Source organism: Chitinophaga sp. 01L420 (genome assembly GCF_056399985.1).
The window spans coordinates 71,889-87,445 of the sequence record NZ_JBFTSK010000031.1 but is presented as its reverse complement, the minus strand read 5'-3'; the positions used below and the strand labels follow the sequence as shown (position 1 = coordinate 87,445).

Here is a 15,557-nt window from a genome sequence, read left to right as displayed (position 1 = left end):
GTAAGCGTACCTGCAAATGGTTATTATAAAGCCGGCAGCACACTGAACTTTACAGTAAAATATAGTGAGAATGTGATAGTTAATATTACTGGTGGTGTGCCATCGATTAGTGTAAATATAGGAGGCACAAATGTTTCAGCGGTTTATAGTGGAGGTACCGGTACACAGAACTTATCCTTCAGCTACACTGTTCAGAATGGTGACCTGGATATGGATGGTATCACACTTGGGACTAGTCTGTTGCTGAATGGTGCAACTATCAGGGATGCAGCGAATAATAATGCTGCTCTCCTCTTGAATAATATAGGTAATACCACGGGTGTATTCGTAAACACAGCACATCCAACAGTAACGCTGTCCACTGCCGCTGCGGCTATTGTCAATGCGCCGTTTACAGTGAATGTGGTATTTAGCGAAGCGGTGACTGGACTCACTGCGGGTGATTTCTCCCTGATAAATGCTACAGCAGCAGCACCGCAAACCACCGATAACATTACTTATACCATTATCATCACACCGATAACTGATGGAGCTGTCAGCATTTCATTGCCTGCGGATGTAGTGGTGAATATTGGCGGCAACGGTAACACCGCCAGCAACACGATTAGTGTAACAGCAGATGTAATGGCACCGGTAGTTACACAGGTAAGCGTACCTGTGAACGGTTATTATAAAGCCGGCAGCACATTGAATTTTACAGTAAAATATAGTGAGAATGTGATAGTTAATGCCACCGGCGGTGTGCCATCCATCAGTGTAAACATAGGAGGTACAAATGTTTCAGCGGTTTATAGTGGAGGTACCGGTACACAGAACTTATCCTTCAGCTACACTGTTCAGAATGGTGACCTGGATATGGATGGTATCACACTTGGGACTAGTCTGTTGCTTAATGGTGYAACTATCAGGGATGCAGCGAATAATAATGCTGCTCTCCTCTTGAATAATATAGGTAATACCACGGGTGTATTCGTAAACACAGCACATCCAACAGTAACGCTGTCCACTACTGCTGCGGCCATTGTCAATGCGCCGTTTACAGTGAATGTGGTATTCAGCGAAGCGGTGACTGGACTCACTGCGGGTGATTTCTCCCTGATAAATGCTACAGCAGCAGCACCGCAAACCACCGATAACATTACTTATACCATTATCATCACACCGATAACTGATGGAGCTGTCAGCATTTCATTGCCGGCGGATGTAGCAGTGAATATTGGCGGCAACGGTAATAGCGCGTCCAACACATTGGCTACTACCGCTGATCTGACTGCACCAGTGATTACCGCTGGTCAAGCATTTAACGTGAATGAACACAGTCCGGTTGGAACAATAGCCGGTACGCTCACGGCCCGGGAAACCGTGGGTACACTGCAACACTGGACTATTACAATAGATGGTTCCGGCGGTGCTTTCGCTATAGACCCAGTCACAGGAACGATCACCGTAAAAGACAAAACTATTCTGGATAGTAAAGTAAATACTACTGTTACTTTAACGGTGAGGGTAAGTGATGGCCTGAATACCAGCGCGACTGAAACCGTTAGCATCAACGTGGTACCCATATTATTACCGCCAACAGATATCCGTATCGACAATAATACTATCAATGAAAGAAGTCCTGCGGGTACGCTGGTAGGGACGTTGTCTGCTGTTAGTGCAGATCCTGCTGCCACATTTACCTATAGCCTGGTAACCGGTACGGGCAGTACAGATAACAGTGCTTTCCGGATTGTGGGAAATCAGCTGCAAACTGCCGCCGTGCTTAACTATGGAGCGAGGAGCATCCGGGTAATGGCTACCAGCAACAATGGATTAACCGTAGAAAAAGTAGTGACGATCAACGTGAATCAGGTGAATCAGGCACCGGTAATGGATGTTATCAACGATCAACGTGTTTGTAATGTCAGCGATGTACAAACATTGCAGATAACAGGTGCATCGCCGGTGGAAGCAGGACAAACGCTGACTTACACTGTAACAGCGGATCAGTCTTATTTCAGCACATTAACAGTGAGCAACACAGGCCTGATCTCTTATAGTATGAAAGCGGGCGTTAGTGGTGTGGCCAATATAACCGTGGCGGTAAAGGATAACGGCGGCACCGCCAATGGCGGTGTGGATGCCCTGCAACGCACCTTTAAAGTGACGGTTAACAGTCTGCCGGTAGTCGTGATTAGCAGTGACAAAGGTACCACCATCAATAAAGGAGATGTGATCCAGCTGACTGCCAGCGGAGGCAATACCTACAGTTGGGCAAATGCAGATGGCATTATCAGCGGGCAACAGGATGCCGTATTGAAAGTGAAACAACTGGCCACTACTACTTACCAGGTTACTGCTACTAACGTTAACGGCTGTAGTAATACCGGGAAGATCACCATTACGGTAGCAGAAGGATTAAAAATAGATGCGACCAATATCCTGACGCCTAATGGAGATGGGAAAAATGACAGATGGGTAGTGAATAACCTGGCAAGCTACCCTGATAATGAAGTAACGATCTACGATCGTGCCGGACGCGTGGTATATCATCGCAAGAACTACAGTAATGACTGGGATGGTACTGCTAATGGCAACCCGCTCGCTGAGGGTACTTACTATTACATTCTTGTTATTAAAGATAACAACAGCACCGTGAAAGGATTTATCACTATCATCAGGGATAAATAGTAACGTGCTAACATTAAAAAAGGCTTTCTGCATTAAACGCAGAAAGCCTTTTTTATGATATAAAATATTGATAGTCATGACTAACAACATCTGGCTATTTCAATCATACTTTATTTTGAGTGCGAAGGTATTGCACCCGGTCCAGGAGAGATTTTCTTTAAGTAACCAAATATTGAGCGATTGCAACCCGGCAATCGATTGGAGAAGGAATGATTTCAGAGAAAAAAAATAATTTATGCTTTCGATGGTACTATTCGGACTCCTTCCCGACATCGCTTGAGAGAGCCGCTGTAATGAGCATTCCATTGTGTAATTCTGCCGTTTGAAAAACTGAACCTGTAATGAGGCGTCCACTGCCTGGAATACCCGTAGCGTGTGTAAGAGCGAGCAACCCATATCAACCAAGACGTATGATTTTTTTTCAACCACAATAAAATCAACAGTATGAATTCCCTCTTTACATTAAGAACCGGCATAGTACGCCGGATGCTGCTCGCATGCTGGCTATTGCCAGGCCTCCTGAGCAGCAATCTGATGGCGCAGGTAAGCCCGCCTGTACCAGCCACCACTCATCAACACACCAAACAGGTGATAGGCTATATCACCCAATGGGATGCCTGGAAAAATATTGCAGGCATTGTACCCGCAGGCGGTTACAATCACTTAAATGTGGACTACTCGCAGTACACCCAGCTTAATTTTTCTTTCTTTGGCGTAGCAGTAGACGGTTCCCTGCACAGTGGAGACTACCGCAATAAAAACATTTACCAGGTAGGTGCCACACAGGCCCCGGCAGCTTTGGTAAATACTGATATTTACAGCAGCTGGGACATGTACCTCCTATATGGAGAACTGGACATCCTTTATAATATATCGGATGGTAGTTATGCTTATTCACTGGGCTATCGCAATTCCGGTGGAGGATGGAGTAATGTAAACACCGGTAAAACAGGTTCTTTCCCTTTATCCGTTCCCAAACAGGGCGGTGCACCAGGTGTCATTGATCTCGCACATCAGAAGGGCGTAAAAGTAGTTGCTTCTATCGGTGGCTGGAGCATGTGTAAACACTACCCTGAAATGGCTGCTGATGCCACCAAAAGGGCCCGGTTTATAGCTGGCTGTCAGGAGTTGATCAGCATGGGCTTTGATGGTATCGACTTCGACTGGGAGTATCCCAATGATCCCGGTATGAACATCGAACATTATGGCCCGGCGGACTTCGCTAACTTTGCCGCACTGGTAGAGCAACTGCGCACCGCTATTGGCCCCAGTAAGATCATCACAGCCTGTTTTGCTGCCGCACCCGCCAAACTACAGGGTTTCGACTGGGCAAGACTCAATAATTCCATGAATTATTTTGACATGATGACGTATGATTATAATGGTGGATGGTCTAATAAAGCCGGACATAATGCACCGTTATATGATTATCCTGGCGCAGAATACAGCGGATTTTCCCTCAATGCTACCACGCAAGCACTCCGTGCACTGGGTGTAAACATGAGTAAAGTGAACCTGGGCGCCCCTTTTTACGGCCGTGGTGTAATTACCAGCGGTGCGGCGGCTCTGAATGGCGCCACCGTTAAACGTGCTGAAACCGTGCAGCCCGATGGTCCTATACAAACCTGCGCTGACTATACCAACTGGGCCAAAGACCAGTGGGATGGTACACCCAACTACAGCTATATCCTCAACAAAACAGGTAGTGGCTCCGGCTGGACAGACCACTGGGATGATGTAGCTAAAGTACCTTATAAAACCAATGGCAGCTTTTTCCTCAGCTATGACAACGAACGCTCTGTTGGTGAAAAAGCACAGTATATCAAGGACAATAACCTGGCGGGTGTGATCATCTGGCAGGTATTCGGAGATATGCTTAATATGACCGCTTCCACACAGCCTAAGGGAAAACTGATCTACTGCCCTAACACCACTTCTCCCCTGGTGAATAAGATCAATCAAGTTTTTGCAGGTAACGTAGTTGGCAACATACCGCCTAAAGTAAATCTCACTTCACCGGTTAACAATACCACTTATACCCTGCCCGCAACGATTAACATACAGGCATCTGCCAGTGATACCGATGGGGTGGTGAAACGGGTGGCTTTCTATCGCGATACCACGCTACTGGCTATTGACAGTACTGCGCCGTACAGCTACAGCTGGACCAGCGCAGCCGTTGGCAGCTATGCTATCAAAGCTATTGCTACAGATGATAAAGGCGCCAGCACTACTTCCATAGTAGCTAATATTACGGTGACCGGCGGCTCCGTGAGCACCGGAAAAGTGATTGTAGGCTACTGGCAAAACTGGGGTACACCTACAGATGCATCTCCGTATATCCCTCTCCGTAATATAAATCCTAAATACAACGTCATTGAAATTGCGTTTGCTATGAGTGGTACGGATAAGGCCACTATGAGCTTTGTACCGGAAAACACTACGCCCGCCGTATTCGCTTCCGATGTTGCTTATCTGCAGTCACAGGGCAAAAAAGTGCTGTTGTCTATTGGGGGTGAAACAGGTACGCTGGATCTTACCACCACCACACAAAAACAAGCTTTCGTTACTTCCCTGAAAGCCTTGCTGGACCAGTATAATTTTGATGGCTTCGATATAGACATCGAAGGAGGTGCTAACCTGCAGCTCAACAGCGGCGACAATGATTTTACCAACCCTACTACCCCCAAAGTAGTTAACCTGATAGCTGCTATTAAAGAAGTAGTCGCTTATCGTAAAGGACTCGGTAAAGATTGCTGGCTGACTATGGCGCCGGAAACTTATTACGTACAAACAGCTTATGGTTCCGCCTATGGACCATTGGTAGGTGCTTATCTGCCGGTGATTCATGGATTGCGTACAGAGCTTACTTTCATCCATCCGCAATATTATAATACGGGTTCTGTAATGGGTCTCGACAATGGAATTTACAATCAGGCGACTTCTGATTTCATTGTTGCCATGTCAGAAATCCTGTTACAGGGATTCCCGGTATCCGGCACTGGTAAAGTATTCCCACCACTTAGGGAAGACCAGGTAGCCTTCGGTGTACCGGCATCTCCCAGTGCGGCAGGCGGTGGTTACACCACCCCGGCAAATGTGAAAAAAGCACTGGACTACTTAATTAAAGGACAGGCATACGGTGGTGCCTATACGCTGCGCAAGCCTGGTGGTTATCCTAACTTCAGAGGTATCATGACGTGGTCTATTAACTGGGATAAGGTACATGCCGATGAGTTTGCAAACAACTATTACGAATATTTCTTTGGTGGCACCCCGGTGAATATCCCACCTGTAGTAAATATTACGGCACCGGCCAGCAATACCAATTACAATGCACCGGCCAGTATTACTATTCAGGCTACTGCTACTGATTCCGATGGTTCCGTGAAATCTGTAAAATTCTATAACGGTAGTGTGCTCCTGGCAACAGATAGTGTAGCTCCATATACCTATGTATGGAACAATGTATCTGTCGGTACTTACAATCTCACGGCCCTGGCAACAGATAATAAAGGCGACAGTACACGTTCGGCGGTTGTTACGGTGAAAGTAAATACTCCTGGTAATAAACCACCAGTGGTAAATATTACCGCTCCGGCCAATAATGCTACTTATACTGCACCGGCTACCGTGTTAATAAACGCCACGGCAACAGATAGTGCAGGCACTATTGTAAGAGTAGAATTTTATAATGGCGGCACTTTGCTGTCAGTAGATTCTGTTGCACCATACAGCTATAGCTGGGCCAATGTAGCAGCAGGTAACTACGCTATTACTGCTAAAGCAACGGATAACGGTGGCGCATCTACGACTTCAAGCGTAGTGAATATCATTGTGAATCCTGCCGGTGGCGGTGGTTGCGATGGTATTGCTGCATGGGTAGCTGCTACCGCTTATAACGGTGGCGCCCAGGTGGTATATGCTGGTAAAGTATACAGTGCCCAGTGGTGGACGCAGGGCGATCAGCCAGACCTGAATACCGGCTCCGGTAAACCCTGGAAATATGTAAGGGACTGTGGTGGCACACCTGGCAATACACCGCCAACCGTGAGCATTACTTCACCTGCTAACAATGCAACATTTACTGCTCCGGCCAGTATAGCCGTTAACGTTACTGCCGCAGATGCAGACGGCACTATTGCATACGTTACTTTTTATAATGGCACTACGGTGTTGAATTACGATAGCATCGCTCCGTATAGCTACACCTGGAACAATGTAGCGGCAGGCAATTACGCGATTACTGCCAAAGCAACGGATAATGGTGGGGCCTCTACTACTTCAGCTGTGGTAAATGTGGTAGTAAATCCTGCCGGTGGCGGTGGTTGCGGCGGCGTTGCTGCATGGGTAGCTACTACGGCTTATAATGGAGGTAGCCAGGTAGTATATGCCGGCAAAGTATACAACTCCAAATGGTGGACACAGGGCGAGCAGCCAGATCTGAACACTGGCTCCGGAAAGCCATGGGAATACGTGAGAGATTGTACAGGCGCAGCCTTTGCAAATGATGCGGCGTTATCCAAATCAGCCGCTCCTGCTACCCTGCTTTCCTATCCTAATCCTGCCAATGGCAACGAGATATGGTTGAAAGTAGATGGTAATCCTGGCGATAAATTACTGATAGAGGTGATAGACCTGCAGGGAAATGCACCAGTAGTACAACAGGTATATATGCCTGCAGCAAAAGGTGTACAACCCGTAAGTGTTAATATCAGTAAGGTTCACGTGGGTACATGGATTATCAGGGTAACCAGTCAGAAAACACGTAAAGTGAGTAGTACCAAGTTAATCAGGTTATAAGGAGATGGGAATAAATAAAAGGTATCAAATTCCCTGATCCATTTATCAGCACTATTAAACAAGAGAGCGTGTATCATTTTTTGATACACGCTCTTTTTTATGTCGGGTTGCGGAACTTTTTTACTTTTTCTCCGGAGGAGCAATCTGTTTATGAATTTCTACCAGCGCGGAACTATCTGTACTGATCGTATCTATCCGGTTACCGTTCCATTTAAAATGGTAATAGTCATATGTTTCTGAGATAGGCAAAGTGGTATCATCTATACTCTCACTGTAGTTAAACTGTTCAATTAAGCCCATCCAGCCTCTTTGTTGATTGCGGTATAGCCAGGAACTTTTGCTTACAGCATCACCTGCATCTCCCCATGAATCAGCCAGCTCCGTTTCCAGGGTAATGACATTCGTTTTTTTATGCCATGCAAATAATTTCACGGAAGAAGACTCATATTCAGAAGGTGTTCTTGTGATTAAACCAACGGTATTGGCATCCAGGTCAAATTTATAACAGGCATAGAAGAATGGCTCATACCTATCGGTGCTTACTGGCAGCAGGCGAAGCAGAGAAGAGTCTATCAGGATGCCCCGATATTTCCAGTGCGTTACTTCTTCGCCTGGTTTGGAGTCTATTTCTAAGGTATCGGAATTAAATGTTTTGTAGAGTTTCAGTAACCGGTTTATATCCGGTGAGGAAACGGAGTCACGAGTATCCGTTGTAGTTACACTTTGTTTACCCGAAGAAAATTGACAAGCAGTGAGTCCTGAAAAAAGAATAAAGGCTAAATATTTCATGCCCAAATATAAAGAAGACCCCCTGGAAAATCCAGGGGGCCGTTCCTTTTATTACAAATCCACGTTAATGAGCTGATTACCATTATCGAAGGTTGCCTGCTGTACAGTGCAACGCTCGGCCGGAATAGAGAACCCTTGCGGGTCAAAGCGGGAAATAGGTGAAAGGAAAGTATACCCGTTTATTTGTAACGATAGCGGGCTACCGTTAACGGTTATACTTTTTTGCTCATTAAATCCGTGAAGTAATAATTGTATGTGATGAAATTTAGAGGCATAACTACCAGCAGCTTTTTCCAGTATAATTTTCTTGTCTGCAGGATGGTAGGTGATGGTACGTTGATAGAAAACACCTTTTTCATTGTCAAAGCTTTCTCCGTCATCTTCATAATAAACAAAGGAGTGTGATTGATTCCCTTTGTAGATATGGAGAAAGAGGGTGTCTGATGGCTTTTCTGCAGTATTTTGTATCAGTGATTGCATAGGTACAATACTGCTTTCTTTTATATATACCGGCAGCGTTTTCAGGTTCAGCGGGGTAACTACTTCCTGGTTGCCGCTGGAGGTGCTGTCGTTGTAAAGATTATACCATTTTCCTTCCGGGAAGTAAATGGAACCGAATTCTTTTGTGCTCTCGAAAGGAGCTATCATAAACGCGCTACCATATCCATATTGATTCTGGAAGCGGGTGTCATATACTTTGGGATCAAAAGTATTGGTGAGGGCCAGCGTACGCATTACGGGCATGCCGGTGCGGGTGGCTTCATACATCGAGCTATAGAGATAGGGAAGTAAGCGGTAGCGCAGATTAACATAGTTGCGGGTAATCTCCAGTACTTCTTCTCCATATGCCCATGGCTCAGATGATTTGGTATTAATGCCGGTATGATTACGGAAGTAGGGAATGAAGGCCCCTATCTGCATCCAGCGGGCATACAGGCTCACGGTAGGGTTGCCGGTGAAACCACCGATGTCCATGCCGGAGAAAGGCATACCGCTAACGCCTAAACTATTTAACAGGCGAACACCGAGTAACATATGATCTTCCTCTGCACGATTGTCGCCGGTCCATATGGCGCTATAGCGTTGGGATCCTGCATAGGCGGCCCTGGTTAAAAGAAAGGGCCGTTTTTTCAGCTCTTCCCTGCTGCCTTCATAGCTGGCGCGCACCATCTGTAATCCGTAAATATTATGCGCCTGTTGATGGGTAACCGGATGGCCTTCGTAGTCGAAGATGACGTTGTCTGGCATCTTCTGTCCCCAGGTGGCTATTTCATTCATGTCGTTCCATATGCCGCGTACACCATCACGCATATACGATTTAATCTGGCCTTTCCACCAGTCACGGCCTTTTACGCTGGTAAAGTCCGGAAAGTGGCACCAGCCGGGCCATACCTGGCCGGTATAGTTTTCACCATCACTGTATTTAATGAAGATGTTTTCTTTTTTACCGTTTTCATAAGCAGCATAGCCGTCTTCTACTTTGATGCCGGGGTCTACGATGACGGTGATTTTAAATCCCATATTGTCCAGTTGTTTGGTCAGCTGAGACGGATTAGGGAAACGATCTTTGTTCCAGGTAAATAGTTTGTAGGCATCCATGTAATGGATGTCGAGGGTGATACCATCGGCGGGTATTTTTTTCTCCCGCAGGGTCTGCGCAATGCGCAATACTTCGGTGTCCGGATAATAGCTGTAGCGGTTTTGCTGATATCCCAGGCTCCACAGGGGGGGCATAGGCATACGACCGGTAAGGGCAGTATAAGAGGAAATGATATCAGCCATTTGCGGATGATAGATGAAATAGTAGTTCATCTCCCCTCCTCTTGCGCCAAAAGAGGAAAACCGGTTATTGCTGGCGCCAAAATTAAAGTCGCTCTGAAAAGTATTATCGAAGAAAATACCGTAGTTAATATGATGATGGATGCCCACATAAAAAGGAATGGTAGCGTAGATAGGATCCTGGTTGGCAGCATATCCGAACTTGTCTGAATTCCAGTTTGTATAGCCTTCTCCTTTACGATCCAGGTTGCCGGTTTTTTCTCCCAGTCCAATGAATCTTTCGCCTTCCTGCATTTTTTTGTACGTGGTTACATCATCTCCAATCCAGGAGGTAGTTAATCCGGCTTCATCCTCGTTAATCACTTCTCCCGAAGGGGTAAAAAAATGGATGGAAAAAGGATTTTTTGTGATGCGCAGTTGCAGCGAGTCCGTGATTACTTTGATTTCACTATCATTTTGCGTAGTCTGTACTTTAGTAGTAACCGGTTTGGCAATAACGGCATAGGAGAAGTCAGCGGGCAGCGGATGCTGGTCCATTCTAACCCGGATCACAGCCGGGCTGTACACCGTGATTTCTGCGAAAGCATTTTCTGCACTGATATTGATTTGCTGACCAGCGATCTTTACAGTGTTTACTTTGCCGATCTTTTTTACCTGGTTTTGTGCCTGGGCTGACAGGCAGGTAAGCAGGAGTAGCCAACCTGAGCGCCTTAGCAAAGCTTTTGTATACATATGAACAATTGATTTTCTACGCAAAAAGTTTCCTATCGCATCACGGATGTAATGCGTAAAAGTTATTAAACAGCATGTAGCAGGAAGTTTTGCCGGCAGGCAGGATCATGTAGATCCTGCCTGCGGCAAAAGGAATATAATTAGTAACCTGGGTTCTGTTTCAGGTTTGGATTTACAGCGAGGTCGCTGGTAGGAATCGGGTATACCAGGTTTTTCTCATCATCTGTTGGTTTCAGCTGCCATGGATCCAGGAATTTACCGAAGCGGATCAGGTCTTGTCTTCTCCAGCCTTCCCAATATAATTCGCGGCCTCTTTCATCCAGCATATTGGCGAGGGTTAGGGTAGGCAGTGGAGATGCACCACGCCTGGCACGCAGATCATTTACGATCAGCAAACCGGCGCCTGCATTAGCAGTTCTTAACTGTGCTTCTGCTTTCATCAGTAAAACATCCGCATAACGGAAGAATACAAAGTCATTGCTGGCTTCATTGTTACCGGATGATTTATTTGTGGTCAGCATGTCTGGCGGATATTTAAGTACCCGGATACCTGACATTTCTACCTGGTCACCGGTGGCTCTCAACTCTACGGCCTCTGTAAAGATCAGCGGACGTTGACTTCTGTCCAGTATTTTATTGCCATTCTTATCGTATTGTTGTCCGACGAGGAAGCCTACTTTGGTACCGGTTAATTCGGTAAGACCGGGATAGGCGCCACCAATACGGCTGTCGGCTGCTTCAAATTTGTGATAGAAGTCAGAAAGAGTAGTAAAGCCATTCCAGCCGCTAGGCGTCATACTGTAATGGAGCGTACACATCCAGCGGCAATAAACGTTATTACCGTTATCACCTCTGGCGGTGCTGATACCAGGTCCGTTTTGTTGGGTGAAAATATTTTCTTTAGAGATCAAGTCATTATCCCGCGCAAAGTTTTTGAAGTAATCGCCAGCTCCAATGCTATAGGCGCCCACCGCAGTAATCTGGTCTGCCAGTGCAATGATCTTTTGCATGTCAGCGGCATCGAAGGTGGGTGTTTTCCTGTTGATAAAAGTGCCTTTATTCAGGTATAATTTCATCAGCAGGAAACGGGCAGCGTCTTTATTAGCTACATAAGCAGGAGTAGCGGGCCTGTCACCGAGGTTAGGCATAATGGCATTCAGTTCCGCAACCATGAAATCGATGGCTTCCTGTGGGGTCATTACCTTAGGAGCTTTCAGCAAATCATCTCCGGGTTGACGGACAGGAACCTGACCATACAGATCTAATACGGAGTACATGGATAATGCCCTCAGAAACCGGGCTTCTGCTTCCTGACCTACAGTAGGGTGGAAATTTAATACGTTGGTGGCACTGAATTGTTCCAGTAATAGCCGGCTGAAACTATTCGCTATGTGCGAATGGTCTGGTGTCCATTTGTGCTCATGTAAGGCACGCCAAACACCACCATCATCCCAGTCTTTACCACGTGTGGGCCCAAGGGCTTCATCTGTAGCGATTTCAGACATGCCCCATACCTGGGAGAAATCCTGGTAAGCCATCTGTAAATTATTGTAGGCTGTTTGCAACAGCTGAGAGGCTTTGATAATAGAGTCTGCGTGGTCTTTGGTCAGCGTAGAACCCAGCTTTTCATCCAGGGTGCAGGCCGTAAAACCAACACAGCAGGCTACTACGACTATTGCTTTAACTATATTGAAAGACATTTTTTTCAGTTTTTGGTGAAAGATTATAAGGAAAACGATAAACCAAACATCACAGTCCGTGCAGTTGGATAGGGTGAATATTCTATACCAAAAGAACTTACCCCATTCAGGTTTTTATCAGTATTTACCTCTGGATCAAATCCGCTGTATTTGGTAATTACAAACAGGTTTTGGCCGGTAACATACACCGTGGCATTTTTCAGCACTTTACCTACGGTACCAATGCTATAAGAAAGGGTGACGTTATCCAGTTTAAGGAAATTACCCTTTTCCAGGTACCTGGAAGAAACACCATTGGAGTTGGTCAGGTCTTCACCTTTACCGAGTAATTTCTTCGCTGTGTTAATAGAGCCTAAGTTACCAATAGGTAATACAGTGTTGGCAGTGTTGTTATAGATCTCAAAGCCAAATGCACCGTGGGAGCTGGCGGATAATGCCCATTTTTTATAATTCACACCGGTATTGATACCTAAAAGTACTTTCGGGTTGGGATTAGACAGGTAAACAGGTGCGCCATTGTTGGCATACACGCTCATACCTTTATCATCCAGTCCTTCCCATTTAGGTAAATAGAAAGTGTTCAGTGGATAACCATTTGCCAGCTTCTGGGCAGTAGCATTAGACACACCCTGTCCGCTGATGGCTCCAGTAAGAACATCCGGGCCAACGTAATCTTTCATTTCGTTTTTCAGATAGGTAGCATTCACGCCCAGTGTCCAGTTCCAGTCTTTGCTTCTGATGATATCACCTTTCAATGAGAGTTCCACGCCGGTATTTAAAATCGTACCTGGTAAATTGATCCAGTAGCTGGAAGCAGGTGCCGGTTGAATGGCGGGGAAGCTGAATAAGAGATTGGTGGTGTTTTTAATGAAATAATCTACTGTACCGGAAAGTCTGTTTTTTATGATAGCAAAGTCGATTCCTGCGTTGAACTGTTTGGATGTTTCCCATTTCAGATCAGGATTAGGCACATTGCTTAACCGGGCACTTCCGCCTGGTCCCAGTTCGTACTGAGCTTCAGCAGCGCCGGCAGGAAACTCCTGGTTACCGGTAATACCATAACCTACTCTCAATCCGAGGTTACTAAAGAAAGTATTGTCTTTCATGAAATCTTCCTGGGAGATATTCCATTTACCTGCAAAGGAAGGGAAATAGCCATATCGGTTATTCGCACCAAACTTACTGGAACCATCTGCTCTCATCGTAGCTGTCAGGAGGTATTTATCTTTCAGATTAACGGAGGCTCTGCCAAAGAATGACTGCAACGCCGAAGATGGATTACGGAATGAGCTGAGATTGGTATTTGCCTGAGGGGGGGCCTGCAGAATATCTGTGTAAGGCACCGCATAGGTGGGGAACCCGGTGGCATTAACATTCACACCAGAGTAATCGAATTTCTGATATTCATAACCTACCAATGCGTTCAGGTGAAAATTAGGGTTCAGTTGTTTACTAAAGTTCAAAGTAGAATTAAATAACTGGGTATTTAATTCTGCTGTATTGTACAAGCCACTTCCAAGTCCGTTAATTTCTTTAATGTTAATATAGGAAACCGCCTGCGCGCGACGTTGTCCAACCTGGTGGTTTACACTGTAGGTGGTTCTAAGTTCCCAGTCATCATTGAATTTAAAGAAGGGAGAAATGCTTCCCAGAATATAACTGATAGTGGCTTTATCATCATAGGCTGTTGACATTGCCAGGGGATTCACCGCTTGTCCTACCGGCAGTATATAAAAGCTACCGTCGGGATTCATGAGCGACCTGGTGGGGTTCCACTGTAGTGCCTGACCAATCAAACTTCCGGTGAAGCCGGCATCGTTGGTGATAGGAGCCAGTTGTTCCGCGGTTTGGGCGGCCATGATATTATAGTCAATACCAAGTTGCCTGTTTTCCAGGAATTTATTCTGACCGCTAAGGGTAGCCGTATATTTTTTCATGCCGGTCTTTTTCACAATACCTTCCTGGTTTTGTAAACCAAAGGAAGCCCTGTAACGACTGGTTTCAGTTCCTCCACTCATTGCTACTCCTACATTCTGGGTAACACCTGTTCTCAGGATGGATCCAAGTCCATCGGTGTTGGCGCCATAGTCGCCGGTAGTCAGTTTGTATTCTTTCAGTGCTGATTTGTATTCGTCAGCGTCCAGTACATCCAGTTTTTTCATAATGCTGCTCATCCCTACAGAGTAGTTCACATCCAGTTGGGTAGCACCAACATTACCTTTTTTAGTACTGATGATGATAACGCCGTTCGCACCGCGGGAGCCATAGATAGCAGTGGCCGAAGCATCTTTCAACACGTCCATGGAGGCAATGTCGTTGGAATTGATGAAGTTGAGCGGGTTGGCATCCGGGGTCTGACCGAGGCCTCCTACATTGATTGCCGGACGGGCCACACGACCATCCAGTGGTATACCGTCCACTACGTATAATGGCTGGTTACCTGCGCGAACAGATGATACCCCCCTGATTCTTACAGTAGCAGCTGCACCGGGAGCACCACTGTTATTGAGGATCATGAGGCCGGATACTTTACCCTGAATCAGCTGATCAGGTGCAGTAGTAATCCCTTTATTAAAATCGGCGGCCTTTACCTKGGCAATGGAGCCGGTTACATCCTTTTTACGGGTGGTACCGTACCCTACTACCACTACATCTGTGAGGGTAGTATTTTCCTGTACCAGTTGTACGTTTACGTTAGATTTGTTGGCAATGCTTACCTCCTGAGGGGTATAGCCAATGAAACTGATGATTAATGCGGTTGCTCCGGGGGCAACAGAAACATGAAAAACCCCTTCGGCATCTGCGGTAGTACCGCTCTTTGTGCCTTTTACCTGAACAGAGGCACCAGGGATGGCGGTGCCGTTCTTGTCAGTGATCTTCCCGGTAATGGTCTTATTCTGGGCGGTGGCAATGCCCTGAAGGGCAAATAACAGCGTGCACAGAAAAAGATTCTTGATGGATCTTGTTTTAAACATAAAGTGGATTTTTTGAACAGCCATCGGTGCTGCTACGTGGATTAAATGTTTTTCATTATTTAGTGAACGGAAATAAGGCGTTGTTTGCAGAGGATATCCCGGCAGC

6 protein-coding genes are annotated in these 15,557 nt (G+C 46.0%); 2 read left to right on the top strand and 4 right to left on the bottom strand.

Features of this window, described 5'->3' with window-relative positions:
• Together AC1DP6_RS25180 and AC1DP6_RS25175 are read left to right on the top strand one after the other, a co-directional pair.
• Window positions 1-2,673: T9SS type B sorting domain-containing protein (locus tag AC1DP6_RS25180; RefSeq protein ID WP_477057307.1), on the top strand; the 2,673-nt coding region annotated here is incomplete at its 5' end.
• 444 nt (window positions 2,674-3,117) lie between these two features.
• Window positions 3,118-7,476, top strand: a complete 4,359-nt coding sequence (locus AC1DP6_RS25175; protein ID WP_477057306.1) for a glycosyl hydrolase family 18 protein — start codon at window positions 3,118-3,120, stop codon at window positions 7,474-7,476.
• 120 nt (window positions 7,477-7,596) lie between these two features.
• Here AC1DP6_RS25175 and AC1DP6_RS25170 read toward each other — a convergent pair whose 3' ends face one another.
• From AC1DP6_RS25170 to AC1DP6_RS25155, 4 genes are all read right to left on the bottom strand, one after another.
• Window positions 7,597-8,265, bottom strand: coding sequence for a hypothetical protein (locus tag AC1DP6_RS25170; protein ID WP_477057305.1), 669 nt, complete (start codon window positions 8,263-8,265; stop codon window positions 7,597-7,599).
• A gap of 51 nt (window positions 8,266-8,316) precedes the next feature.
• Window positions 8,317-10,776, bottom strand: coding sequence for a glycoside hydrolase family 31 protein (locus tag AC1DP6_RS25165; protein WP_477057304.1), 2,460 nt, complete (start codon window positions 10,774-10,776; stop codon window positions 8,317-8,319).
• A gap of 140 nt (window positions 10,777-10,916) precedes the next feature.
• A complete protein-coding gene (locus AC1DP6_RS25160) occupies window positions 10,917-12,476 on the bottom strand; it encodes a RagB/SusD family nutrient uptake outer membrane protein (protein ID WP_477057303.1) in 1,560 nt (519 codons plus the stop codon).
• Between the two features lie 23 nt (window positions 12,477-12,499).
• Window positions 12,500-15,451: a SusC/RagA family TonB-linked outer membrane protein gene (locus AC1DP6_RS25155; protein ID WP_477057302.1), complete on the bottom strand. Its 2,952-nt coding sequence runs from the start codon at window positions 15,449-15,451 to the stop codon at window positions 12,500-12,502.
• Window positions 15,452-15,557: the final 106 nt, after the last annotated feature.

Excerpts from the sequence above, each read along its gene's own strand:
- AC1DP6_RS25175 (WP_477057306.1), top strand. The coding sequence starts at position 3,118 with ATGAATTCCCTCTTTACATTAAGAACCGGCATAGTACGCCGGATGCTG.
- AC1DP6_RS25170 (WP_477057305.1), bottom strand. The coding sequence starts at position 8,265 with ATGAAATATTTAGCCTTTATTCTTTTTTCAGGACTCACTGCTTGTCAA.
- AC1DP6_RS25165 (WP_477057304.1), bottom strand. The coding sequence starts at position 10,776 with ATGTATACAAAAGCTTTGCTAAGGCGCTCAGGTTGGCTACTCCTGCTT.
- AC1DP6_RS25160 (WP_477057303.1), bottom strand. The coding sequence starts at position 12,476 with ATGTCTTTCAATATAGTTAAAGCAATAGTCGTAGTAGCCTGCTGTGTT.